Origin of the sequence: Massilia varians (assembly GCF_027923905.1) — a bacterium.
In the GTDB taxonomy this organism is placed as follows: Bacteria; Pseudomonadota; Gammaproteobacteria; order Burkholderiales; family Burkholderiaceae_D; genus Telluria; species Telluria varians_B.
The window spans coordinates 885,381-908,964 of record NZ_AP026966.1 but is presented as its reverse complement, the minus strand read 5'-3'; the positions used below and the strand labels follow the sequence as shown (position 1 = coordinate 908,964).

Annotated in this window: 23 protein-coding genes; 6 read left to right on the top strand and 17 right to left on the bottom strand. The window is 68.2% G+C overall.

The window, feature by feature from the left end; all coding sequences use genetic code 11:
* Positions 1-176: 176 nt before the first annotated feature.
* The gene (locus MasN3_RS04190) at positions 177-353 is read right to left on the bottom strand and encodes a hypothetical protein (protein ID WP_281912609.1); all 177 of its coding nucleotides are present in this window, start codon (positions 351-353) and stop codon (positions 177-179) included.
* A 305-nt stretch (positions 354-658) separates the two neighbouring features.
* Here MasN3_RS04190 and MasN3_RS04185 point away from each other — a divergent pair, with 305 nt between their 5' ends.
* The gene (locus MasN3_RS04185) at positions 659-3,922 is read left to right on the top strand and encodes a patatin-like phospholipase family protein (RefSeq protein ID WP_281912608.1); all 3,264 of its coding nucleotides are present in this window, start codon (positions 659-661) and stop codon (positions 3,920-3,922) included.
* 1 nt (position 3,923) lies between these two features.
* Here the strand turns inward: MasN3_RS04185 and MasN3_RS04180 are convergent, their stop codons facing one another.
* From MasN3_RS04180 to pdxR, 8 genes are all read right to left on the bottom strand, one after another.
* Entirely contained in the window at positions 3,924-5,621 is a 1,698-nt protein-coding gene (locus MasN3_RS04180; RefSeq protein ID WP_281912607.1) for a tetratricopeptide repeat-containing response regulator, read from the bottom strand.
* Positions 5,618-6,319, bottom strand: coding sequence for a sensor histidine kinase (locus MasN3_RS04175; protein WP_281912606.1), 702 nt, complete (start codon positions 6,317-6,319; stop codon positions 5,618-5,620). Before MasN3_RS04175 ends, MasN3_RS04180 begins: the two co-directional genes overlap by 4 nt.
* A 218-nt stretch (positions 6,320-6,537) precedes the next feature.
* Complete coding sequence (gene mnmC, locus MasN3_RS04170; RefSeq protein WP_281912605.1) at positions 6,538-8,193, bottom strand: FAD-dependent 5-carboxymethylaminomethyl-2-thiouridine(34) oxidoreductase MnmC; 1,656 nt, start codon at positions 8,191-8,193, stop codon at positions 6,538-6,540.
* 1 nt (position 8,194) lies between these two features.
* Positions 8,195-8,758 carry a DNA-3-methyladenine glycosylase I gene (locus MasN3_RS04165; RefSeq protein WP_281912604.1) on the bottom strand — a complete coding sequence of 188 codons (564 nt, stop codon included), beginning with the start codon at positions 8,756-8,758 and terminating at the stop codon, positions 8,195-8,197.
* Between the two features lie 24 nt (positions 8,759-8,782).
* A complete protein-coding gene (locus tag MasN3_RS04160; protein WP_281912603.1) occupies positions 8,783-9,832 on the bottom strand; it encodes a glycosyltransferase family 4 protein in 1,050 nt (349 codons plus the stop codon).
* Positions 9,829-10,863, bottom strand: a complete 1,035-nt coding sequence (locus MasN3_RS04155; protein ID WP_281912602.1) for a glycosyltransferase family 9 protein — start codon at positions 10,861-10,863, stop codon at positions 9,829-9,831. The genes MasN3_RS04160 and MasN3_RS04155 overlap by 4 nt, the downstream gene beginning before the upstream one ends.
* 174 nt (positions 10,864-11,037) lie before the next feature.
* Positions 11,038-11,718 (bottom strand): class I SAM-dependent methyltransferase, encoded by a 681-nt coding sequence (locus tag MasN3_RS04150; RefSeq protein WP_281912601.1) that lies wholly within the window; start codon positions 11,716-11,718, stop codon positions 11,038-11,040.
* Between the two features lie 123 nt (positions 11,719-11,841).
* Positions 11,842-13,329, bottom strand: a complete 1,488-nt coding sequence (gene pdxR / locus MasN3_RS04145) for a MocR-like pyridoxine biosynthesis transcription factor PdxR (protein ID WP_281912600.1) — start codon at positions 13,327-13,329, stop codon at positions 11,842-11,844.
* A 125-nt stretch (positions 13,330-13,454) separates the two neighbouring features.
* Here pdxR and MasN3_RS04140 point away from each other — a divergent pair, with 125 nt between their 5' ends.
* On the top strand, positions 13,455-13,991 hold the full coding sequence (locus MasN3_RS04140) for an FMN-binding negative transcriptional regulator (RefSeq protein ID WP_281912599.1): 537 nt from the start codon (positions 13,455-13,457) through the stop codon (positions 13,989-13,991).
* A 59-nt stretch (positions 13,992-14,050) separates the two neighbouring features.
* On the opposite strand, the gene MasN3_RS04135 is transcribed toward MasN3_RS04140, so the two are convergent.
* The 3 genes from MasN3_RS04135 to MasN3_RS04125 form a co-directional block, all read right to left on the bottom strand.
* A complete protein-coding gene (locus MasN3_RS04135) occupies positions 14,051-14,713 on the bottom strand; it encodes a DUF4142 domain-containing protein (RefSeq protein WP_281912598.1) in 663 nt (220 codons plus the stop codon).
* A gap of 99 nt (positions 14,714-14,812) precedes the next feature.
* The gene (locus MasN3_RS04130; RefSeq protein ID WP_281912597.1) at positions 14,813-15,619 is read right to left on the bottom strand and encodes a DUF4142 domain-containing protein; all 807 of its coding nucleotides are present in this window, start codon (positions 15,617-15,619) and stop codon (positions 14,813-14,815) included.
* Positions 15,620-15,971: 352 nt separating this feature from the next.
* Positions 15,972-16,439 (bottom strand): GyrI-like domain-containing protein, encoded by a 468-nt coding sequence (locus MasN3_RS04125; RefSeq protein ID WP_281912596.1) that lies wholly within the window; start codon positions 16,437-16,439, stop codon positions 15,972-15,974.
* A gap of 269 nt (positions 16,440-16,708) precedes the next feature.
* On the opposite strand from MasN3_RS04125, the gene MasN3_RS04120 reads away from it, so the two are divergent.
* A complete protein-coding gene (locus tag MasN3_RS04120) occupies positions 16,709-17,332 on the top strand; it encodes a GIN domain-containing protein (RefSeq protein ID WP_281912595.1) in 624 nt (207 codons plus the stop codon).
* Between the two features lie 5 nt (positions 17,333-17,337).
* Here the strand turns inward: MasN3_RS04120 and MasN3_RS04115 are convergent, their stop codons facing one another.
* Genes MasN3_RS04115 through MasN3_RS04095 form a run of 5 tightly spaced genes read right to left on the bottom strand, consistent with a single transcriptional unit; the run spans position 17,338 to position 20,500 of the window.
* Positions 17,338-17,667, bottom strand: a complete 330-nt coding sequence (locus MasN3_RS04115) for a DUF4326 domain-containing protein (protein WP_281912594.1) — start codon at positions 17,665-17,667, stop codon at positions 17,338-17,340.
* 8 nt (positions 17,668-17,675) lie between these two features.
* Positions 17,676-18,392 (bottom strand): arsenical resistance protein ArsH, encoded by a 717-nt coding sequence (gene arsH, locus MasN3_RS04110; protein WP_281912592.1) that lies wholly within the window; start codon positions 18,390-18,392, stop codon positions 17,676-17,678.
* Between the two features lie 8 nt (positions 18,393-18,400).
* The gene (locus MasN3_RS04105; RefSeq protein ID WP_281912590.1) at positions 18,401-19,681 is read right to left on the bottom strand and encodes an arsenic transporter; all 1,281 of its coding nucleotides are present in this window, start codon (positions 19,679-19,681) and stop codon (positions 18,401-18,403) included.
* 12 nt (positions 19,682-19,693) lie between these two features.
* The gene (locus MasN3_RS04100; protein ID WP_281912588.1) at positions 19,694-20,176 is read right to left on the bottom strand and encodes an arsenate reductase ArsC; all 483 of its coding nucleotides are present in this window, start codon (positions 20,174-20,176) and stop codon (positions 19,694-19,696) included.
* Positions 20,177-20,182: 6 nt separating this feature from the next.
* Positions 20,183-20,500, bottom strand: coding sequence for an ArsR/SmtB family transcription factor (locus MasN3_RS04095; RefSeq protein ID WP_281912586.1), 318 nt, complete (start codon positions 20,498-20,500; stop codon positions 20,183-20,185).
* Positions 20,501-20,655: 155 nt separating this feature from the next.
* Here MasN3_RS04095 and MasN3_RS04090 point away from each other — a divergent pair, with 155 nt between their 5' ends.
* The 3 genes from MasN3_RS04090 (at position 20,656) to MasN3_RS04080 (ending at position 23,582) form a co-directional block, all read left to right on the top strand.
* On the top strand, positions 20,656-21,969 hold the full coding sequence (locus tag MasN3_RS04090) for an NAD(P)-binding protein (RefSeq protein WP_281912584.1): 1,314 nt from the start codon (positions 20,656-20,658) through the stop codon (positions 21,967-21,969).
* Positions 21,970-21,999: 30 nt separating this feature from the next.
* A complete protein-coding gene (locus MasN3_RS04085; RefSeq protein ID WP_281912582.1) occupies positions 22,000-23,199 on the top strand; it encodes an MFS transporter in 1,200 nt (399 codons plus the stop codon).
* A gap of 65 nt (positions 23,200-23,264) precedes the next feature.
* A complete protein-coding gene (locus tag MasN3_RS04080) occupies positions 23,265-23,582 on the top strand; it encodes an ArsR/SmtB family transcription factor (protein ID WP_281912579.1) in 318 nt (105 codons plus the stop codon).
* Positions 23,583-23,584 lie beyond the last annotated feature (2 nt).

The following is a 23,584-nucleotide window of genomic DNA, read 5'->3' as shown; positions in this document are numbered from 1 at the left end:
TCGCAATAACAATTTGCGATGAAATGATGAATTTGATGACAATCCTACCCAAATCTGTGAATAAGTCCCGAACAATCGCGTTTTACCTGTAAATATTCCCGACAAATTCGATATTGCACTATGCCAACAAGGTAAAATTCTTGTCGGAACGATTCCCGGCTTGCCACACTTGCGGCTCATTTCAGACGACTGAGGCCGGCAGAAATCCAGACTACCGCGGCCAGGATCGAAATCATGACCGGGAACAGGAGCGGCAAGGCCAGTTCCGGCCACATCCCGGCGAGATAGGCGCACCCGGCGCTCACGCCGACGGGAAGCAGCAGTCGCGGCGCCGCGTAGCGGTTGATGCGCACGACCGATGAAGGCGCGTCTTAGTCGACGAAGTTCAGGAGCCTGAGCCTGGGCGCGAAGTAGAGCAAGGCGGCGACGCCCGAGAACAGCACGCCGATCAGGAGAAATATCTTGGTCATTAGCTTTTCCACAATACACGTCGCGACAAAAAAAGCAGGCATGGGGCTGCCTTCACCATCAGCAAGACTACCAGACTGATTGGAGGGCGCACTCTTGATCCATTCGGTAGCGTCCGCTTTCCCGGCGTGCTGAACTGGACTTAGCGGGTCGGGATGTACCTGCCCGCCCGTCATCATGAGGAGTGCCCGTGTCCTCGTTCGCCCCCGCCAGCCTGGCTCCGGTGCACATCGCCGACCTGCGCCGCAAACTGGAGGCGGCCGGCTGCCGCCCGCCGGCCCATGCCTGCACGCTGGACGAGTTGGCCGAGGCGATCGTCGAATTCCGCCGGCGCGAGGGCATCGCCGGACGCGGCGTGCTCGACGACGCAACCCTGCAGCGCCTGAACGAGGTCAGCGGCGCGACCTTCCAGGACGTCTTCCGCGACGAACTCGAGCTGCTGCGCCCGGACCCCGAGGCCGCCCCCGGCGCCGATCTCGCCGCCCGCGCCCACAAGGCCGGCATGATCGGGCTGGCGCTGTCCGGCGGCGGCGTGCGCAGCGCCACCTTCGGCCTCGGCGTGCTGCAGGCCATGGCGGACCAGCGGCTGCTGCGCCACCTCGACTACCTGTCGACCGTCTCCGGCGGCGGCTTCATCGGCGGCTGGCTGTCCAAGTGCATCCACGAACAGGGCGGCGACGTGCGCCTGGTCGAAGAGATGTTGGCGCGCAAGAGCGCCAGTGCGGCCGGCAGCGCCGAGGCGCCCGCGATCCGCTTCCTGCGCCAGTACTGCAACTACCTGTCCCCGCACGGCGGCATGTTCAGCGCCGACACCTGGACCCTGATCGGCAGCTACGCCCGCAACACCGGCCTGAACCTGACGATGCTGGTGGCCTGGCTGTGCGCCCTGCTCCTGCTGCCGCGCGCCGCCGTATGGGCCGTGCACCGCACCGTCGACCCCGGCGGACCGTGGGCCATGTATGCCGACCTGGCCTGGATGGCCGGCGTGCTGCTGTTCCTGTTCGCCGTGTTCTGCATCGCCCTGAGCGTGTCCAGCAAGCCGACCGGTTCGCGCGGACGGCGCCGCTTCCCGCTGTCGCAGGGCGCGGTGCTCTGGTGGATCAACCTGCCGCTGCTGCTGGCGGGCTTCCTCGGCAGCCTGGGCCTGTGGCGGCACGGCGGCGAAACGCCTTTCTGGGAATGGACCGCGCTGCCGGCGCAGCTGGCGGGACGCGAACTCTGGCTGCTGGCGCCGGGCTTCGCCTACTTCGTGGTGTGGGCCTGCGGCTGGTACCTGGCGCACGACCGCACCAGCATCTACCGGCGCGCCGGCTACATGGTCTGCGGGGCGTCCTTCGTGGCCGTGCTGGCGGTGCTGTGCGCGGCGGCGCGCGCCTTCGCGCCGGAAACCATGGTGCGCTTCATGGCACGGGACGCCTGCGACCTGCTGGTCAACGGCCTGGTGGCCCTGTTCGTGGTGCTGCTCATGGTGGCCAGCGCCCTCGCTGTGGTGCCGCGCCTGCTGCATCCGCATCCGCCCTCGGCCGACCTGACGCGCGCCGAGATGATCGAAGGCCTGTCGCACCTGGCCTGCGCCCTCGGCGCCCTCGGGATCGGCACCCTGCTGCTGCTGGCCGGGCTGTCGATGCTGCCCGATCCGAAGACGCACCCGGTGCTGAACAACGCGATCGCCCTCACCACCTTCGGCATGCCGCTGATGATGGCGCTGTTCGCCGGCACCATGACGCTGATGATCGGCCTGATCGGCCGCCTGTACAGCGACGCCAGCCGCGAATGGTGGAGCCGCCAGGGCGCCTGGACCTGGATCTTCGCGCTGGCCTGGGTCTCGATGTTCGGCGTCTCCTTCTTCCTGGCCCCGCTGCTGCACTGGGCCTGGCTGACCCTGAACGTGTGGTCGCACATCACCACCGCCGCCGGCTGGCTGCTCATGACCTGGTTTGGCCTGAAGGCCGGCAGCGGCAGCAGGACCGGCACCTGGGCCGGCGGCCTGCGCGCGGGCGACACGCGCTTCGAGGTGGCGGCGCGGCTCGCGCCCTACGTGTTCACCGCCGGCGTGTTCGCCCTGCTGAGCGCGCTGGTGCAGGCCGCGGTGGCGCCGCCGCGCATCGCCTGTCCCGAGCCGGTCACGCTCACCTGTGTCTACGGCGCCCACGCCAGCGCCACCCTGGCCACCAGCGGCAGCCGGCTGGCGTGGGCGTTCGCGATTTTCCTGGGCGCCGCGCTGCTGCTCGGATGGCGCGTGGACATCAACAAGTTCTCGCTCTACATGCTGTACCGGAACCGCCTGGTGCGCGCCTACTTCGGCGCCAGCAGCCGCGCACGCAAGCCCCACCCCTTCACCGGCTTCGACCCCGGCGACGACCCGCTGCTGGCGGACCTGAAGCAGCAGCGCCCCTGTCACATCATCAATACCTCGCTCAACCTGGTCGGCGGCGAGGAGCTGGCCTGGCGCACCCGCAAGGCGGCCTCGTTCACCTTCACGCCGCGCTACTGCGGCTTCGAGCTGCCGCCCGGATCGGTGGGCAGCGCCGCCGTGCACGGCGTGGCCGGCAGCGCCCAGTCCCTGGATGCCGCGCGCGGCTGCTACCGCCCGACCGGCGCCTACGGCTCGCGCGCGGGCGCCGGGGCCGACGACGATGCCGGCGTGCGGCTCGGGATGGCGGTCGCGGTCTCCGGCGCGGCGGCCAGCCCGAACATGGGCGCGCACTCCTCGCCGCCGCTGAACTTCCTGATGACGATGTTCAACGTGCGCCTGGGCCGCTGGTGTCCCAATCCGCGCAAGGCGGCCTGGCAGCAATCCTCGCCGCGTCTCGGCCTGTTCAGCCTGCTGGCCGAGCTGTTCGGCCTGACCAATGCCGACGCCACCTACGTCTACCTGTCCGACGGCGGGCATTTCGACAACCTCGGCATCTACGAGCTGGTGCGGCGGCGCTGCCGCCTGATCATCGCGGTGGACGTGGCCAGCGATGGCGACCTGGCCTTCGCCGACCTCGGCAATGCGATCCGCAAGGTCGGCACCGACCTGCACGTGCGCATCGACCTCGACGTCTCGAAGCTGGCGCAGCTGGGCGGCGGCGGCCTGTGCGGCGCCAGCTGCGCGGTCGGCACGCTGCGCTACAGTCAGGTGGACCACGGCGGCGTGGACGGCACGCTGCTGTACATCAAGCCCGCCATCGTCGGCCGCGAGAACGCCGACCTGCTCAACTACCGCAAGGTGCACCCGGCCTATCCGCACGAGAGCTCGGTCGACCAGTGGTTCGACGAGACTCAGTTCGAGAGCTACCGGGCGCTGGGGCAGTACATCGGCGAATGCGCGCTGGACGGGGCGATGGAGGCGGCGCGCACCCGCGACGGCGGGCTCGACGTCGGGCTCTTGTGCGCGGAGCTGGCGCGGCGGCACGGCCAGGCCGCGCAGGGACAGCGCTGCGAGGACGTGCGGGGGAGCTGGCGCTGACTCAGGCTGCGGCCTGGCCGGCCGCCTCCTTCGGGGCTTGCGCTTCCACCTTCGGCACCAGCGCCAGCAACTGCTCCATCAGCTGGGCAAAGCGCTGCTGCCCGGGCTGCACCCGGTCGACGTGGGCCAGCACCCCGTGCGCCTCTTCCATCAGCTCGGCGCTGTAGCCGCGCTGCTGCATGTGCGAGATCAGGATCTGCGCCGAGTTGAACAGGATCCGCACGTTGTGCGGCAGCGCTGCCCTGGCATTGCGCATCCACTCCACGGCTTCGGCCAGCTTGTTGGTCTTCCACAGCAGCACGCCCTGGTTCATCAGGTCGATCGCTTCCTTGCGCGCGCCGCGGATCAGCTTTTCGCCCTCCTCGCCCATGCGCGCCTTCTCGAAGATCTGCTGCACCTCGTCCTGCAGGAAGCTGTTGTCGTGGTTGTTGCGAACCACGTAGCACAGCAGGTCGACCGGCGCTTCCTTGACGCCCACCGCGAACAGCAGGGTCGCCATCTCGAGGCAGGTCGGCACGTCGGGACGCTCCGTGCTCGCCTGCAGCAGCGCTTCGAGTTCGTCGCCGGCCTTGCGCGCGCGGCGGTAGTCGCCGCTCTCGTGGTACACCAGGCCTTCGGTGATCTTGGCGCGCAGTTCCATGTCCGGGTGGTCGGCGCCGAACTCGCGCTGCGCCGCGATCAAGAGCTGCAGCGCTTCCTTCGGATCGTTCTTCAGGCCACACACGCGCGCCAGCCCGAGGTAGGCATCGGGCGTCTTGCGGATCGAGTACTCGCCGATCGAGATGCATTTGCGGAAGGCCTTCTCGGCCATGCCGACGTTGCCCAGCTTCAGGCTAGCCTGGCCGAGGTTGCGCTGGCGCGGCACGGAATTCGGCGACAGCTTGGCCGCGCGCTCCAGCACGTTCAGCGCTTCCTCGTGCTTGCCCATGTTCTGCCAGGCCAGCGCCAGCTGGTCGTAGGCGTCGATGTAATAGCGGTTCTCGGCGATCACGGTCTGGAACATCTGGCGCGCCTGCTCGTAGTCGCCGTCGGCCATGCGGATCTTGGCCAGGCCGGAGCGCGCCCACTGGTACTCGTGCTGGGCCAGCACGCGCTCGTAGGTCTCGCGCGCCTTGGCCGGCTCGCCGCTTTTCTCCATCAGGCGCGCCTTCATGCGCAGCAGGTCGATCTCGTGCGCCTTGCTCACCGCGATCTGCTCGTCGCACAGGCGGGCGGCGCGCAGGTAGTCCTTCTCGGCATAGGCCTGGTCGATCAGGCTGAACACCTGCTTCTTGCGCCACACCCGGTTCAGGCGGCTGAGCAGCACGCCTTCGGTGATCGGCTTGACCAGGTAGGCGTCCGGCTGGTGCTCGGCCGCCCCCATCACCGACTCCACGCTCTTCTCGGCCGACACCATCAGGAACACGCTCGAGGGCAGCAGCAGGTTGCGCATGCGCGCTTCTTCCAGCACCTGCTGGCCGTTCTTGCCCTCGCCGAGGTTGAAGTCGCACAGCACCACGTCGTAGCGCGTCTTGTTGAGCAGGCCCATGGCCTCACCGCCGCTGGAGGCCTGGTCGATGTTGCGCGCGCCCAGGCTGCGCAGCGCCTCGCGCAGCAGCTGGCGCACGCCGATGAAATCGTCGACCACCAGGTAGGTCTTGGCTGCCCAGTCCACCTGCTCGGCGCCGGGCGCCACCAGGCTGTTGATGACGGCGTTCATGGCAGGGTCAGGATGAAGCAGCCGCCGCCCAGCCGGCCGCCGTTTTCGAGGCGCACGGCGCCGCTGCGCTCACGGTGGCGGTGCATGCGCGCCACTTCGCGCGAAAAATGCAGTCCCAGGCCGGCGCTGTTGGTCAGGAAGTTGACGCCGGATGCCATGCCGTTCATGGCCGCGCCGCCCGCCTCGAGCAAGGCTGCCGGGAAGCCGGCGCCATTGTCTTCGACGCGGATCTCGAGCCAGCCGTCGCGTTCGCGCGCGCCCAGCAAGATGCGGTCGCGCGTGTAGTGCACGGCGTTGTTGACGGCATGCGAGACCACGCCGACGATCAGGTCCTCGTCGAAATGCCATACCAGCTCGGGATCGATGTCGAGTTCGAGCCCGATGCCGCGCGACTCCAGCAGCACCCGCTCCAGAGCGACCACCTGCTCGGCCAGCTGGCCGACTTCGAGCGGCTGCACGTCGAAGGGATACGCGGGCGTGCCGACGTGCTTGTACAGCGCCAACAGCTGCATCAGGCTGTCGTTCAGGCGGCGCGTCTGGTACAGCATCTGCGCCATCTGCGGATAGGCCTTCTCGGTCTCGGGCGAGGCGTCGTCGAGCAGGCGCTCGAGCGTGCCGGACAGGACGCTGATCGAATTCTTCATGTCGTGCGCGGTCGACGCGAGGAACATGGACAGGGGTGAGTGGGGGTCTTCCATCGGAGTGGCCGGCTTCCAGCCTAAAAAAGTTACCGTCAGTCAATTATACCGCCGGCGATTTGACACTTTCCGGCGGAATGTAACTTATTGCGCTAACCCAACACGTAGGGTGTTCGGCTATGCCGAACGCGCGTTCAACTCCGCCAAGATCAGACGCATTGGCAGTTCATCTGCTGGTTGAACGCGCGGCCGGCAGAGCCGGCCACCCTACAGCTTGCTCAAGGCTCAATACCGGGCCCGCGAGGCGCGCGGCGGGCACGCAGGACGAAGCGCGCCGGGTCGAGTGCATCGACCAGACTGGTCTCCAGCGGCAGCGGCTCGCCCTCGAGCTGGGCTGCCAGCAGCTCCGCCGCCAGGGGCGCCCAGATCAGGCCGCGCGACGCATAGCCGAGCAGCGCGTGCAGGCCGGGGTGGCGCGGCACGTCGCGCAGGCGTTCGGTGGCGCCGGCGGCGCCGAAGTCCGGCAGGCGGCCGACCAGCGGCAGGCGGTCCGGGGCCACGCAGCGGAACCCCACGCGGCCGGCCAGCGGCGCCCCTGCCGCAGCCAGCGGGTCGGACAGGAGGCCGCGCAGGCGTTCGAGGTTCTCGTCGTGGCTCGACAGGCGCAGCTGCGGGTCGGCGTCGAGGTCGTAGGTGGCGCCGGCGCAGGCGATGCCGCCCGCCGCCGGGGTCAGGTAGGCTTCGCGGCACAGCACCAGGGGCAAGGCGGGCAGCTTGCTGCTGTCCAGGTGGCTGACCTGCCCGCGCAGGGCCGCCAGCGGCAGCGCGCGCGATTGGGCCAGGCTGCGCGCGCCGGCGCCGCTCGCCAGCACCACGGTCGGCGCCTGCGCGACCACCCTGCCGTCCTCGGCGCGCGCCAGCCATTCGTCGCCGTCGCGCTCCAGGCTGATGCTGCCGGCGCCGAAGCGCGTTGCAAGCCGCTCGCCGCAGGAGCGCAGCATCGCCTCGCACACGCTGCCGGGACGCGCCCAGCCGCCTTGCGGGAACAGCCAGCCGCCGCTGGGCGCCGGCAACCCGAGCAGGGCCTCGGCCTCGCGCGCTTCCAGCCAGCGTGCGTATTCGGGCGGGTAATGCGCGTCGCGCGCGATGCTGCGCGAGACCTCGGCATGGCCGGCATCGCGTGCCAATTGCAGCACGCCGCAGGCCTGCCCTTCGATGGCCGCGCCGATGCCGCCCAGCGCGCGCCAGGCGCGCAGCGCGTACAGGTAGGCGGCGCGGGTCAGGCGGGTCGGGATATTGTCGTCGCGCGACAGCAGCGGCATGAAGATGCCGGCCAGGTTGCCCGAGGCTTCCATCGCCGGCGCCGCATGGCGCTCGACCAGCGTGACCTGCCAGCCGCGCGCGCACAGGCTGGCGCAGGCGGCGGAGCCGGCCAGTCCCGCGCCGATGACCAGGGCGCGCTTGTGCTCCTGCGCCAGCACCGGGGGCTGCGGCAGGCGCGGCTTGCGGCTCGCGAAGACCGCACCGTCGCCCTCGAAGATGAAGCCCTGCGCCTGCAGCGCCGCGCGCTGCTCCGCGTCCAGAGCCGCCGCATGCAGGCGTGCCCCGCTCCCTGCGATACGCGCCAACGGCCGGGCGAAACCGGCGCCCGCGACGGCATCCAGATACACATAATCTGGCTGCGCGCCCAGCTGCGCGAGGGCAACCTCGAACGGCGCCGCCAGCAGGGTCAGGGTCAGCCGCGGGTCATCTTGGGGAATGCGGTGAAATCCCGGCAGCAGGCCGTCGGCCAGGGCCACGACGTGCAGCCGCGCCGGCGCTTCCGGGTCGGCGCGCCAGGCTTCCTGCCAGGCGCGCACCCGGGCGCCGTCGCCGTAGCGGGTGTCGAACACGGTGTAGCGTGCGCGGCCGCGCCAGTGCGCGCGCAGGTCCACGTCAAGCTCCCGCGAAACGGAAGCAGGCCTTGTCGTGGTCGTTGACGACGCCGACGCCCTGCAGGTAGGCATAGATGATGGTCGAGCCGACGAACTTGAAGCCGCGTTTGGACAGGTCCTTCGAGATGCGGTCCGACAGCGCCGTCCTGGCGGGACGGGAGCCATCCGGCCAGTCGTTGACGAGCGGCTTGCCGTCGACCCAGCCCCACAGGTAGGCGTCCAGCGTGAGCCCCTGTTCGCGCATCGCCAGGTAGGCTTTCGCATTGCCGATCGCCGCCGCCACCTTCAGGCGGTTGCGCACGATGCCCGGGTTGGCCAGCAGCTCGGCCACCTTGGCGGCGTCGTAGGCGGCGATTTTTTGCGCATCCCAGTGATCGAAAGCCGCACGGTAGCTGTCGCGCTTGTTCAGGATGGTCTCCCACGACAGGCCGGCCTGCGCCCCCTCCAGGTTCAGCATCTCGAACAAGGTCGTCTCGTCATGGCAAGGCACGCCCCACTCGTGGTCGTGGTAGGCGATGTAGCGGGGATTGGCCATGTTGGCCCAGGAGCAGCGCGTCTGGTTCATGCCGGCAGTATAAACCTGGCCGGCTCAGAGCTGCCGGTACAGCGCCAGGTAGGCCGCCCCCGCCTGTTCCCAGCTGAAGCGGCGCGCATGGGCGCGTGCGCGTTCGGCGCCGTCCTCGCGGGCGAAGCGAGCCAGGCCCGTCGCCAGGACCTCGTTCATGTGGTCCGGATCGAAATTGTCGAAATAGAAGGCGGCGTCGCCGCCCACTTCCGGCAGGCTGGTGAAGCGCGACAGGAACACCGGGCGGCCGTGGTGCATCGCCTCCAGCACCGGCAGGCCGAAGCCTTCGGCGAGCGAGGGGAACAGGAAGGCCTCGCAATGCGCGTAGTACCAGTCCTTGTCGAACTGGCTGACCGGCCCGGTCACCACTACCCGCTCGGCCACGCCGAAGCGCGCCGCTTCCTGCATGATCCTGTCGCGGTAGGGCTCCTTGACCACGCCGGCGATCACCAGGGTGGCGTCGTTCGCGCGCAGCAGGGGCACGAGCACGTGGAAATTCTTCTTCGGGCAGACCATCCCGACCGCGAACAGGAAGCGGCCGGGCGGCACGAAGCGCGGCCGGTGCCCTGCGGGCGCATGGCTCGGCGTGGTGCCGTTGTAGATGACCGAGATCTTGTCCCGCGCTTCCGGGAAGAAGCGCAGGATGTCGCTCTTCACGAATTCGGAGATCGCCACGATGCGGTCGACGCCGCGGATCTTGCGGCGCATTCTGCGTAGGTAGCGCTGGTATTTCGCCGTGCCCGGCGTGCGTTCGTGTACCTGGTTGAGGTCGTGGACCGTCATCACGGTCCTGGCGCGCACCCGCTCCGGGCCGAAGCGGCAGTACTGGTCGGCGAAGTGGACCACGTCGAACTCGCGCTTGCGCGGAAACAGCCAGCGGTGGAAGCCACGGTGCCCGACGTAGGAGACCTGGTCGCCCAGGAAGCCGTGCTGCGCGGGGTAGGTGTAGGCGCTCAGATCGACGCTGCCCTGTCCCTGCCTGGCCAGCTCGCTCGCCAGGCTGTGGCCGAAAGTGTGCAGGCCGGTATTCTCGAAACGCATGGAATCGAGCGTGACCAGGACCCTCGGCCTCACGCTGCGGCTTCTTCCATGCGTTCGGCGCGCTGCTGCGCTTGCGTGGCGCGCCACCCGGCGACCACCTGCGCCACCTGGGACGCGCCGATCGCCTCCATGCAGCGGCAGTGGCGCGCGTCGCTGCAGCTGCCGCAGGCCTGCGCGCCGCAGAGCGACCGGGCATGCCGGCCCAGCGCGCCCCAGCGGGCGATGTCGATCGGTTTGATCGGCGGGAACAGGCCGAGCGTCGGCCGTCCCAGCGCCGCCGCGATATGCAGCGGTCCGGTGCCGCTGGCGACCAGGCCGTCCGCCATGCCGATCAGCGCCACCAGTCCGTTCAGGTCCACCTGGCCGCACAGGTTGCGTACGTTCGGGCTGGCCAGGAGCGCCGGCGCCTCGCGCGCCAGCAGTTCGCCCTCGGCGCGGCTGCCCGTGACCCAGAGCGCGATGCTGGGATCGTCCTGCAGCAGCGCGGCTAGTTCGGTGTAGCGCGCCAGCGGCCACTCGCGGCCGTTGCCGTTGGACTTGGGATGCAGGATCAGGTTCAAGCGGGCCGGATCGAAGAGATCGACCACGCCGGCATCCACCGGCGCCCCCATGCCGTACAGGGGCCAGAGCGCGTCCAGGGCCGGCTGGTGGTCGATGCCGAGCGGCTTGAGCAGGGCGAAATTCAGCTGGGCTTCGTGCAGGTTCGAACGCGCCCGGCTGAAGTGCGCCAGCCGGTTGCAGCTGATCCAGTGGTGCAGCCGGTGGCTGCTTCCCACGCGGTTCGGCACGTGGGCGCGCCGTGCCGCGCGGCCGATGGCCCGGTGCGGGAAGGCGAAGATGACGGTGTCGTAGTCCCGGTCGCGGAACAGGCGCTCGATGTCCAGTTCTTCCAGCGCCAGCACGCGGTCGATGTGGCGGCAGCAGCGCACCACCGGCGCGGCATAGGCGCGGCACACCATGTCGACCTGGACGCCCGGGATCGCCTGCTTCAGGAAGCCGGCCAGCGGCAGGGTGAGGACGACGTCGCCGATGTTATCCGTGCGGCAGATAAGGATGCGAGACAAGGCAGAATGCATGAACCGGATTTCCGAAAAATCTTGAGGGAGTCCCCGGCCTGGTCGCGCCAGGGCTCCCCTTATTTATTCACAACTGCTGGATTCCGGCCCATCTTTACATGTTCTTGCCTGCAACACAACCGTTGGAATACGAAAGACAACAGCTTAAAGCCTTAGGCGCGCTTATTTGCGCAGCACGACGATGCCGGCCTGATGCTTCGAGAACAGCACGGTGGCCAGGCCCGCCAGGGCGCGCATGCCGGGAATGCGCAGCAGCTTGCCCACCAGGTTGTTGGCGTGCCTGCGGTACAGGGCAATGTAGAGGTAGGAGGCGTGCGGATGCACGCTGAAGGCGCGGAAGCCCACTTTCTTGCCAGCGCGGATGATCTTCGCGGGATGCATGTCGCGCTCGGTCGTGCCGAATTCCGCCATGACGGCGGCCGAGCGGCGCGCGTGGCCCAGGCCGGGCTCCGAGGTGATGCAGATGCCGCCCGGTTTCAGGGCGCGCCAGGCGCTCTGCAGGGCGCTGACCTCGTCCACCGCATGGTGCAGGCAGTCGAAGAACACCACCACGTCGAACTCTTCGCGGAAGGACAGCGACTCGTAGTCGCCGACCACGAAGTCGAGGTTCGCCAGTCCTTCCTTGTCCCGGAGCCGGCGTCCGGCATCGATGGCTTCCGGCACCAGGTCGGTGCCGGTCACGTCGTAGCCGCGCTTGGCGAACAGCACGCTGGTCCATCCGGTGCCGCAGCCCATGTCGAGCAGGCGTCCCCCCTCCGGCATCAGGCCGAGCATGGCGCCCAGCTCCATCATGTACAGGCCGCAATGGGCGTCGGACCAGGGCTTGTGGGTCGAGTGCTGCATGCCCGCTTCGCCGATCCTCTTGAAACTCGTATTCGCCCTGCGTCGCCATATGACTCTCGTGTTCAAGCAAAACGGCAATTCTAGCTGATCAAAAGGCAATGTTTCCTTAAATGCCATTAGCGCTCAGGGCACCAGGGCCTGTTCGAGACGGGCTGCGCCGGTGCGGATCTCGGCCGGCGTGAACGCCGAAAAGCCCAGCAGCATCCCGGGCGGCGCCGCGCATGCCGGGCCGGCCTGCGGATGCACGTAGTAGGACAGTGGACGCAGGTCGACGCCGGCGGCCAGGGCACGCGCCGCGGCCTCGGCTTCGTCCAGGGGGCCGGTGATGCGCGCGCAGACATCCAGGCCGGTGTCCGTCGGCCCGCAGGCCAGCATGCCGCCCAGGCGGCTTTGCAGCGCCTCCAGCATGACGCCGCGGCGTTCGGCATAAGCGTCGCGGGTGCGCCGGATGTGGCGTGCAAAATGGCCCTGCCGGATGAAGTCGGCCAGCACCGCCTGTGGCACGACCGGGCTGTGGCGATCGGCCACCGCTTTGGCCTGCGTCAAGGGTTCGACCAGGGCCGGCGGCGCCACCACATAGCCCAGGCGCAGGCCCGGGAACAGCACCTTGGACAGGGTGCCGACATAGATCACGCAGCCGGCGCGGTCGAGGCTCTGCAGCGAGGCCAGGGGCGGGCCGGTGTAGCGGTATTCGCTGTCGTAGTCGTCTTCGACGACCCAGGCGCGGTTCGCCTCGGCCCAGCGCAGCAGCGCCAGGCGCCGGCCCAGGCTCATGGTTACGCCCAGGGGCAGCTGGTGCGACGGGGTGGCGAACACCAGCGCCGCATCCGGATGGTGGACGGCGGCATGGCCGACGTCCATGCCTTCGGCGTCGACCGGCACCAGGCACATGCGCGCACCGGCCGCCTCGAAAGGCGCGGCCGCGCCCTGGTAGCCGGGCGACTCCAGCCACACGCCCTCGCCCGGCGCCAGCAACAGCTGCGCCAGCAGGTAGAGGGCCTGCTGCGAGCCGCTGGTGACGATGATCTGTTCGGGCGTGCAGCGCACCCCGCGCGACGCGTTCAGGTAGGCGCACAGCAGCTCGCGCAGCAGCGGAAGGCCGGCGGCGCCGCCGTAACCCAGCGGCAGCTCGCGGCGGCGCCAGTGATGCGCTTCCAGCTTGCGCCAGACCTCGAAGGGAAACAGGTCCAGGCCCGGCATGCTCGGCCTGAAGGCGCGCAGCGGGCCCTGGTGCGGCCTGACCCGCGCCATGCCGGACGCCAGCGCCAGGCCGCGTGCCGGCAGCGGCCGCGGCATGCCAGGCGCGCCGCCAGGATCTGGCGCCGGGCGCGCGGCGGGCAGGCTGGCGTCCACGAAGGTGCCCCGCCCCACCCCGCCGCGCAGGTAGCCCTCGGCCGTCAGCTGCTCGTAGGCGGCCAGCACGGTCTGGCGCGACACCCGCAACTGCCGCGCCAGCTCGCGGGTGGCCGGCAGGCGCGTGCCGGGCGCCAGGCGTCCGTGCAGGATGGCGTCCTTCAGCCGCGCATAGAGCTGGCGGAACAGCGGGGTCGTGGCGGCGCGCTCGAGCGGGGCGGCGGCGATCAGGTCGTCGATGTGCATTGGTACGCCCATCTTCGCGCCGATTGGTACTTTGGGCAAGCCAAGTGGCCACGTAAGATGGGGCCAGACCATCACGGAGGAAGCATGAACGAGTTCGAGGCAAGGGTGTCCCTGTCGCTGCCCCTGGGGGTGCGCTGATGTACCTGCCGACCCGACACCGCCAGCAGGACCCGCAAGCCATGCGCTCGCTCATCAGGGAGCATGCCCTGGGCATGCTGGTCACGCGCAATGGGGAACTGCCCGACGCCGACCACCTGCCCTTCGAGTTCGTCGAAGGCGGCGCCGGCGGCCTGGGTCTGCTGCGCGCCCACGTGGCCCGCGCCAACCCGGTATGGCGCCGCGCCGGCCAGCAGGTGCTGGCGGTCTTTCGCGGCCCCGCCGGCTACGTGCCGCCCGACCCGCAGGAAAAAGCCGCCAGCGGCGGCAAGGTGGTGCCGACCTGGGACTACCATGTCGTGCACGTGTACGGGCCCCTGCGTGCGATCGAGGAGCCGGCCTGGCTGCTGGACGTCCTGCATGCGCAGACGCGGCACCACGAAGCGGGCCAGCCGCAACCATGGTCGGTGGCCGATGCGCCGCGCAGCTATATCGACGGGATGCTCAAGGCGATCGTCGGCATCGAGATCGACGTCAAGCGCATCGAAGGGAAGTGGAAAGGCACTCCGCAGCGCTGAGCGCGGAAGCGATCCGGTCCGGTGGACCAGGCGATCTGGTCCGGCGGACCGGAGCGCACTTACTTCTTGTTCGGGATCGGCTCCTTGCCGGTCGCGGTGCTGGTATCGTTGCCCGGCGTGCCCGCAGTGCCGGTGGCGCCGCGCGCCGTCTTGGCGATGAGCTCGTCCGCCGCCAGCAGGTGCTGCTCGACGATCGGCCGCATCTTCATGGCCAGCGCCTTGATGTCCGGATCCTTGATCTTGTCCATGTTGTCGCGCAGGTGCTCGTGCGTGACGCGGTGGTCGCGCCGGCCCGACTGCTTCACATAGGTGCGGTCGAAGATGTCGCCGCTCAGCGCCGAGAGCATCGATTCCTTGGCCTTGTGCTTGACGTTCGACTCTTTCGGCAACTCGACGCCCTTGGCCCGGGCCAGGGTCTGCACTTCGGCCAGGGACTTGCTGTGCTCGTCGACCATGCGCCGGGCGTAGGCCTTGACCTCGGGATTGCTTGCCTTGGTCAAGGCCAGCTTGCCGGCATTGATTTCGGCGATATTGGACTCGGCCATCATTTCGAGCAGCTTGCGGTCTGAACGGTCCAGCTTGCTCGCGGTGCTTGCCGGAGCCGCCGCAGCGGCCGGCACCGTCGCCTGGCTGGCCGCCTGGGCCTGGGCTGCGCCGGCGGCGAACAGGGCGCCCGCGATCGACAGCGCCAGTACACGGTGGATACGCAGTGTTTTCTGCATGGGGGTTCTCCTTGACACTTGCGTGTAAGCGGCGGACGCACTGCACGGCCGCCGGCGGGTGAAGCGTGGCTGCCGGCCGGCAGCCCGCGTACTTGCTGCTTACTTGCCCGAGGTCGTGCCGGACTTGGCCATGGACATCTGCTGGGCCGCCTTCAGGTGCTGCTCGACCGTCGGGATGGTCTTCTCGGCGGCGGCCTTGACGTCAGGATCCTTGGCGCTCTTGCTGATCTTCTGCAGCTTGGCGTGGGTGTCCTTGTGGTCTTTCAGGCCGGCCATCTTCATGTATTGCTTGTCGAAGGCATCGCCGCTGAGCTTTTCCAGCTTGGCCGCCATCGACTTGTGCTTGGCGTCGAGTTCGGTCGGCAGGGTCACGCCCTTGGCCTGGGCCAGGGTCTGCAGTTCGGACAAGGCCTTGCCGTGGTCATCGATCATCTGCTGGGCGAAGGTCTTCACTTCGGCGTTCTGGCTCTTGCTCAGCGCCAGCTTGCCGGTTTCGACCTCGGCCATGTTGGCGATCGCCATGTCGGTCATCGCCTTCTTGTCGGCATTGCTCAGCTTGGCCGTACCGGAACCGGTGGCGCCGGCGGCGCCCGACGCGCCCGAGGTCGACTGCATGGACCCGGACGTGTGCGACTTGGCGCCTTCGGCCCGGGTGGTGCCCTGGCTGCCGGAGCTGCCATGCGCGCCGGCCTGCGCGCTGCGGTCTTCCATGCCCTGGCTGCTGGTGTTGTTGACGGTGCCGTCGGCGGCGGTTTTGCCGGTCAGGTTAGGGTTGCCGGTCGCGCTCTGGTTGCTCATCGACTGGGCGCTCTGGCCAGTGGTCTGGGCCTGTACGCCGGCGGCGCCGAACATGGCGGCCACGACACCAACTGCGAGCAACTGCTTGAGGATCTGTTTCTTTTGCATGACGTTCTCCTGTTATTCGATGGGTGGGGCTGCCGCTCCGGAACGCCGGGCGGGCGTCTCCTTCCGACCTCTGGCGATGTCGAGCGCGTTTGAGTGTAGCGCCGCGTATTCACGGGTAGCGCACGTTAGCCGTATAGCAATTGCGCGCTCATACAGGCGTCACAGGAACCGGTTCGGAGAACCAAAACGGGACACCCACGTCAAACGCCTGTCACATTCGGCAGGCAGAATACGCTTGTCCTTGGGAAGGGATCTCGGCGGCGCAAGCCGCCCTACCGGCGCCGGCGGTCGGGAAATATACCGGCACCAATTCGTCGCCCTGCGGCCGTGTCGCACACGCAGGGCGCCACCATTACAACAGCGGGATCAGGATGTCGTAAGCGTTGTCCGGACGGTTGCCGTCATGGAGCGTCGGGGTGTAGCGGCGGTCGTAACGCTCGATGCGCCAGCCTTCCTCGTCCTGCACCATGCCCAGCTGCTCGATGGCGGCGTGGCCGGTCAGGTAGGTGGCCTGCACGCGCGTCACCGGCCCGCGGTGCGTCAGCATCGCGTAGCGGCGCTCCGGGATGCGGATACCGATCATGCCCGGCGGCAGTGCATTGAGGTCGCTGACCTCGGCGGCGATGCACTCGATGCGCACTCCCTGCTTGTCTTGCAGGCTCACGCCGTAGCGCAGCCCGTTGGTGTCGCCCAGTTCGCTTTCGCGCTCCAGGAAGGTGCTCCAGATGTCCGGCATGTCCGCTTCCAGTTCCGAGAGCGGACCCGCAAGCGGCAGCCCGGCGAGTTTCATTTCAGGTAAGGTAACAGTCGAGATGTGCATGGTATCGGCTACGCAAGTGGACGAAGAAAATTATAGCCTTAACTCCTCGACAATATTGTCACGGACGCAATCGTGCGCACCTATTTTTCGTGTTCTGGCAGGACGTATGTGCAACAGCGCACACAGGGGTATTGACGCCGGGCGCGCACAGTACATACATACCGCCTTTGCCACCGTCCAGCCTCGCATTTTTGCAGTTCGTCGCAAACGGCACCCGGACGCCCTTCGTCTCCCTACAATGGATTCATAACCACTTACCGGAGACCAACATGAAAGCCCTGATCCTCGCCGCCGTCCTGTCCCTCGTTTCGGTCACGGCCAATGCCGATGAGCAAGTGCGCAGCGTGAGCCCATTCAAGGGCATCGCCGTGCACGGCCCGGTCAGCCTGGTGGTGGAAGCCGGTAAATCGTATTCGCTCAGGGTGCAGGGCGACCCGCGCTTCATCGAACGCGTCACCAGTGAAGTGGTGGACGGCGAACTGCGCCTGGACATGAAGGACAGCACGCGCAACAGCCTGAAAAGCAGCGACCGCGTGGTCGTGACCTTGCCCTCGCTACAGACCTTCAAGGGTGAAGGCGCCGGGGAGATGCGCCTGACCAATGTGCGCGGCGAGCGCCTGGACGTCAATTACCGCGGCGCCGGCCGCCTGGCCATCGACGGCGAAGTGCGTGAACTGCGCCTGTCCGCCCAGGGCGTGGGCGAAGTCGATACCAAGGCACTGGTGGCGCAGGACGCCAACGTCAGCTTCGAAGGCATCGGCTCGGTGAACATCTATGCCAGGGACAAGCTGAACGCCAACGTGCGCGGCATGGGCAACCTCACCTATTACGGCAACCCGCGCGTGGTGAACAAGTCGGTGTCGGGCATCGGCAGCGTGGTGGCGGCCAAGTAAGCCGCTCAGCGGTTGGCGATCTCCAATAGGACCTCGGCATGGCAGGGACCGTCGAGCGGGCACCAGCAGGCCAGGTTCTTGCCGCGCAGCGCTGCGCGCGCCTCGGCGGCCAGTTGCTGCCCTTCCGGACTGGTTTCTAACCAGCGCCGGTAGGCCGCCACCGCCTCCGCCACGCTCGGCATCGCCGTATACCGGCTACCCACCGGCGTGCCCGGCACCGCGTCCGGCACCACCGAGAACGGATTGCCCCAGCGCCCGGGGCGCGCCACCGACACCGTGTCCGGCGGCAGCTTCCAGCCCTTCTTCCTGCTCAGTTGGACGCGTACCGGTTTCATTTCCTTCCTTATAGTTTCGCGATCTGCGCGTCGATCTTGCGCAATGCGCGCTCGCTGCGCTCACTATACCGGTCGGTCAGGTAGTCGGTGCGCCCGCGCATGAGCAGGGTGATCTTGAAGAGCTCCTCCATCACGTCCACCACCCGGTCGTAATAGGCCGAGGGGCGCATCCGCCCCGCCTCGTCAAACTCTTTATACGCCATCGGCACCGAGGACTGGTTCGGGATCGTGAACATGCGCATCCAGCGTCCCAGCAGCCGCATCGTGTTGACCACGTTGAAGGACTGCGACCCGCCGCACACCTGCATCACCGCGAGCGTGCGCCCCTGGCTCGGCCGCAGCGCGCCCTGCTCCAGCGGGATCCAGTCGATCTGGTTCTTCATCACCGCCGTGATCGCCCCATGGCGCTCGGGGCAGCACCATACCTGCCCTTCCGACCACAGCGACAGCTCGCGCAACTCCACCACCTTCGGATGTGTCTCGGGGACGCTGCCGGCCATCGGCAGCTCCATGGGGTCGAATATCTTCACCTCCGCGCCGAAATGCTCGAGGATGCGTGCCGCCTCCCAGGTGAGGAAGCGGCTGAAGGAACACTCGCGCAGCGAGCCGTACAACATCAGGATGCGCGGCGGATGGTCCATGTCGCCGACGGGGGCGAGCTTCTCCATGCTCGGCATGTCGAACTGCTCAGGGTGGATGTTCGGGAGTTCCGGTATGCGTTCCATGATCTTTCTCAGCTTAGACGAAGCGCCAGCGCACACAGGGTGACCAGCAGGATCGGCAGCGTCAGCACGACGCCGACCCGGAAATAGTACCTCCAGGAGACCTGGATGTTCTTCGATGCCAGCACGTGCAGCCACAACAGCGTGGCCAGACTGCCGATCGGCGTGATCTTCGGTCCCAGGTCGGCGCCGATCACGTTGGCGTACACCATGGCTTCGCGCACCACGCCCGTCGTCGCGGTGGCGTCGATCGCCAGCGCCCCCACCAGCACGGTCGGCATGTTGTTCATGATGGAGGACAGGATCGCCGTGATGAAACCAGTGCCGAGTGCGGCGCCCCATACGCCATATCCGGCGCAACGCTCCAGCAGCGCCGTCAGGTAGGCGAGCAGTCCGGCATTGCGCAGTCCATAGACCACCAGGTACATCCCCAGCGAAAACACCACGACCTGCCAGGGCGCGCCGCGCAGCACCTCGCGCGTCGAGATCCGGTGGCCGCGTGCGGCCACGGCCAGCAGCAGGCCCGCGCCCGCCGCTGCGACCGCACTGATGGGAATGCCGACGTCGTCCAGCCAGAAAAAGCCGACCAACAGCATCGCGAGCACCCACCAGCCGGTCACGAAGGTGGCGCGGTCATGGATCGCTTCACCTGGAGGCCTGAGCTGGGCCAGGTCGTAATCGGTCGGGATGTCCTTGTGGAAGAACCAGACCAGGGCGGCGAGCGTGGCGGCCACCGACACCAGGTTGACGGGCACCATGACGGCGGCATAGCGCGCGAAGCCGATGCCGAAGTAGTCGGCGGACACGATGTTCACGAGGTTCGATACCACCAGCGGCAGGCTGGCGGTATCGGCAATGAAGCCGGCCGCCATCACGAAAGCGAGCGTGGCGCGCGCGGAGAAGCGCAGGGCGGCGAGCATCGCGATCACGATCGGCGTCAGGATCAGCGCGGCGCCGTCGTTCGCGAACAGTGCGGCCACGGCCGCCCCCAGCAGCACGAGCAGGATGAACAGGCGCCGGCCCTTGCCCCCGCCCCAGCGGGCCACGTGCAGGGCGGCCCATTCGAAGAAGCCGGCCTTGTCCAGCAGCAGGCTGATGATGATCACGGCAACAAAGGCCCCGGTGGCGTTCCAGACGATGTTCCAGACGACCGGGATGTCGGATAACTGGATCACCCCGGCCAGCAGCGCGGCGAGCGCGCCGGCGGACGCGCTCCAGCCGATGCCGAGGCCGCGCGGTTGCCAGATGACGAGGATGAGGGTGGCGAGGAAGATCAGGAAGGCGGGCAGCAAGCGCGTTCCTCCTCAGCGCGGCAACAGGCTGCCGATGCGGTCCAGCGCCGTCTTGAGGCGGGCACGGTCCTGCACCAGTTCATCGAGGGGAAGCGCGAGGAAGGCCTCGATGCGGGCGTACAGGATGGCATAGGCGCGCTCGAAGGCAGCAGTGATCTCTTCCGGCGTGCCTTCGGCATGGCTGGGGTCATCGACGCCCCAGTGCGTGCGCAGGACCGGGCCGAGGTAGGCGGGACAGGTCTCGCCGGCCGCGCTGGCGCAGACGGTGACGACGATGTCGGGCGCCGCCGGCAGCGCATCCCAGGACTTGCTGTAGTAGCCCTCGGTCGGGATGCCCTTTTCCGCCAGCAGCTGCAGGGCGCGCGCGTTCAGGCGGCCAGTCGGCTGGCTGCCGGCGCTCAGCGCTTTCCATCCCGGCACGGCAAGGTGGTTGAAGACGGCTTCGCCGATCAGGGAGCGGCAGGAATTGCCGGTACAAAGGAAGAGCACGTTCATGGTATTTCAAGTCTTGGTGCCGCACACGGGCGTGCATGGATTGCCGCCGCAGCAGTTCTCGACCAGGAAGGCCAGCAGGCCGTTCATGGTGTCGAACTGCGCTGCGTAGATGATGAAGCGCCCCTCCTGGCGCGCCGTGATCAGGCCCGCGTGGTTCAGTTCCTTCAGATGGAAGGACAGCGAGGACGCCGGCACGCCGAGCGCCTCGGCGATCCTGCTGGCCGCCATGCCGGCAGGCCCCGCCTGCACCAGCAGCCGGAACGTGGCCAGCCGGGTTTCCTGGGCCAGTGCGGCCAGCGCGACGGTGGCGGACTTGGTATCCATGCGCACTCCCTTGATCGTTTCCATGGTTATCGAATTATAGCGAAGCTTGGCGAACCCTTCGAATATTATCGAAATAATTTGACAGCTTCATGACATCGCACTATTCTTATTTCGTCAAATTACGAATAACGAATAACGAACAGGAGAGAGCTGCCATGAACCAGATCGATGTCACCCTGCCCGTCGCCGTGCTTGGCGCCGGCCCCGTCGGACTTGCCGCCGCCGCGCACCTGCGTGAACGCGGCATGACGCCCCTGCTGCTGGAAGCCGGCGCCGCCGTCGGCGCCAACCTCGACAGCTATCGTCACGTGCAGCTGTTCTCGCCCTGGCAGTACAACGTCGACAAGGCCGCGCGCCGCCTACTCGAAGGCGCGGGCTGGACCATGCCGGACCCGCAAGCCCTGCCCACCGCCGGCGCCCTGCGCGACGCCTACCTGGCGCCGCTGGCTGCCCTGTCCTGCATCGCCGGCGCCCTGCGCCTGCAGCATCGCGCCACCGCGATCACCCGCGCCGGCACCGACAAGGTAAAAACCCGCGGACGCGAGGACGCGCCCTTCCTGATCCGCGCCGATACGCCGGACGGCCCGCGCGAGTTCGCCGCACGCGCCGTGATCGACGCCACCGGCACCTGGTCGCAGCCGAACCCGCTCGGCGCCAGCGGCATTCCGGCGCTCGGCGAAGCGGCGCTGGCGGCGCGCATCGCCTACGGCATGCCGGACGTGCTGGGCAGTGGACGCGCCCGTTATGCAGGCCGGCGTGTGCTGGTGGCGGGGGCTGGCCACTCCGCCGCCGGCACCCTGCTGGCGCTGGCCCAGCTCGCTGCCGAACATCCTGGCACGCAACTGGTGTGGGCGACGCGCGGCAGCCGGCTGGCGCGCGTGTTCGGCGGCGGCGATGCCGACGGCCTGCCGGCGCGTGGGCGGCTGGGGCAGCGTCTGCAGACACTGCGCGACACCGGACAGCTGGAGATGCGCCAGGATTTCCCGATCGTGCGCCTGGTGGAAAGCGAGGGCCGCATCACTATGATCGATGTCGCCGGCCGCCGCATCGAGGGGATCGACGAGATTGTCTGCGCCACCGGCGCCCGGCCCGACCTGTCGCTGACGCGCGAACTGCGCACGCGCCACGACCCGTGGCTGGAGAGCACCGACGCGCTGGCCCCCCTGATCGACCCGAACGAGCACAGTTGCGGCACGGTGCGCCCGCATGGCCATCGTGAGCTGGCCCACCCCGAGACCGACTACTACGCCGTCGGCGCCAAGAGCTACGGCCGCGCGCCGAACTTCCTGCTGGCCACCGGCTACGAGCAGGTGCGCTCGGTGGTGGCGGCGCTCGCCGGCGATATCGCCAGCGCCGACGACGTCCAGCTCGAACTGCCGGAAACGGGCGTCTGCAATACCCGGCCGGCCTACCAGCAGCAAAGCACGGCCTGCTGTACAGTGAAGGCTGCCGACGCCACCTGTTGCTGAGCGTTCGCAGCATCGTTTCAGGAGAACAGCTTGTCGTCCGCCCGCAAGACCATCGGCATCCTCGCCTTCACGCAGATCACGTCGTGGGGATCGCTGTACTATGCCTTCGCCGTCCTGGCGCCAGCGATCGGGCGCGAGCTCGGCATTGCCGCAGAAACCGCGTTTGCCGCGTTTTCCTGGAGCCTGCTGGTGGCGGGGGTCGCGGCCACGCCGGTCGGCGCGCTGGTCGACCGCCATGGCGGACGCTGGGTCATGGCGGCGGGCTCGCTGGCCAGCGCCCTTGGCATGGCATGGCTGTCGCAATGCACCACGCCCGCTTCCTATTTCGGCGCCTGGACCCTGATCGGGCTGGCAATGGCGCTGACGCTGTATGAAGCAGCCTTCGCCACCATCAACCGCAAGCTCGAGGTAGGCGCGCCGCGCGCCATCTCGAACCTGACGCTGTTCGCCGGGTTCGCCAGCACCATCTTCTGGCCGCTGACGCAGTTCGTCGCGGCGCGCATCGGCTGGCGCGACACCTACCTGGCCTACGCGGCCCTGCAGCTGGCCGCCTGCCTGCCGCTGCATCTCTGGCTGGGACGCGACGCCGCGCGCACGCCGGTGTGCGCGAACGCGCCGCGCGACAGCCACACACTGGCCGAAGCGGTGGGCCATCCGGCATTCTGGAAGCTGGCGCTGGCCTTCTCGGCCAACGTCTTCATCTTCTCGGCGCTGGCGATCAACCTGATCCCGCTGCTGCAGTCGCTCGGCCATGGCGCCGCCAGCGCCGTGCTGCTGGCCGCCCTGGTGGGGCCGATGCAGGTGGCCGGCCGCATCGGCGAACGCACGCTGGCGCGCGACAAGGCGCCGCAGACGGTGGGGTGCTTCGTGTTCGCCACCCTGCCCTTCGGCCTGCTGGCGCTGGCGCTGCTGGGCACCCGTGCCTGGGCGGTGGCGCTGTTCTGCGTGCTGTACGGGATGAGCAACGGCGTGCTGACCATCATCCGCGGCACCCTGCCGCGCGCGCTGTTCGGGCCGCGCAACTACGGCGCGATCACCGGGGCCATGGCGGCCCCTTCGCTGCTGTCGAAGGCCGTCGGTCCGCTGGTCGGGGCGGCGCTGCTCTCCGGCGCATCGGGCCCGATGATGTTGCCGCTGGTGCTGTTCGGCTGCGCGCTGGCCTCGCTCCTGCTCTACCTGTCGGCGGTCAAGCCGTTTGCAGCAAGCTCAGCGGAAACCGCGGGCGCTTGACGCGAACTTGACGAGAATGCGCCGGCTTTCTATCCTCAGCGCTCAATACCAGATCGAAAGCACCCATGACCAGTTCCTGCTGCGGCCCGGCCGTCACGCCAGAACCCCGCCCCGACATCGACGTCGACGACCTCGCCGCGCTGTGCAAGGCGATTGGCCATCCCGCCAGGCTGCAGTTGCTGCGGCACCTGATCAAGCATGGCGAGTGTTACTTCGGCAGCCTGGCCGACGTGCTGCCGCTCGCCGCCTCCACCATTTCGAAGCACGTCTCGATCCTGAAGGAGGCCGGCCTGATCGAAGGCTCGTCCGACCTGCAGCGCGTCTGCTACTGCGTGCGGCCGGACCGGCTGGTCCAGCTCAAGGCGATGATAGGCGCGCTGTAGAC